Consider the following 525-nt stretch of genomic DNA (forward strand, 5'->3'; position numbering starts at 1 on the left):
GGACGCCGGCGCCCGACGCCGAGCTGCTCATCAGCACCGTCAGCAACGGCTGCTGACCCCCTAGAAGCACCATCCCCCGTCTGACCGACAGGGCCGAACGGTAGAGACCGCGGCCGCCAACCGGGGAGAGTTCTTGCCCCGGAGGAGTGGGGGAGCCCGCCTGAGGGCTCCCCCACCCGCAGTTCAGCGCCGACGGTGCTGTGCGGTGAGTTGGACGATCCGCTGCACGGCGTCGGCCGGGGAGGGCATCGCGTGCAGGTCCGCCTGGAGCCGCCGGGCCCCGGCCGTGAACGAGGGGTCCGCCAGGAGCTGTTCCACCCCCTCCGCCACCGCCTTCCCCGACACCCCCTCCACCGGAAGACTGATCCCCGCCCCGTACCCGGCCACGGTGCTCGCCAGGATCGGTGCGTCGAGTTCCTCGGCGAGGAGCAGCTGGGGGGTGGCGTGGAGTGCGGTCGTGCCGATCGTGCCGAACCCGCCGTGATGGACCATGACCCGGCAGGTCGGGACCAGAGCGGCCAGCGG

The 525-nt window shown here is 72.8% G+C and carries 1 protein-coding gene; it reads right to left on the reverse strand.

Annotation, left to right across the window (positions count from 1 at the left end; all coding sequences use genetic code 11):
• Positions 1–183: 183 nt before the first annotated feature.
• Positions 184–525: nucleotide disphospho-sugar-binding domain-containing protein (locus ACIRRU_RS06745; protein ID WP_403676947.1), on the reverse strand; the 342-nt coding region annotated here is incomplete at its 5' end.

Origin of the sequence: Streptomyces sp. NPDC101181 (genome assembly GCF_044767975.1) — a bacterium.
GTDB lineage: Bacteria > Actinomycetota > Actinomycetes > Streptomycetales > Streptomycetaceae > Streptomyces.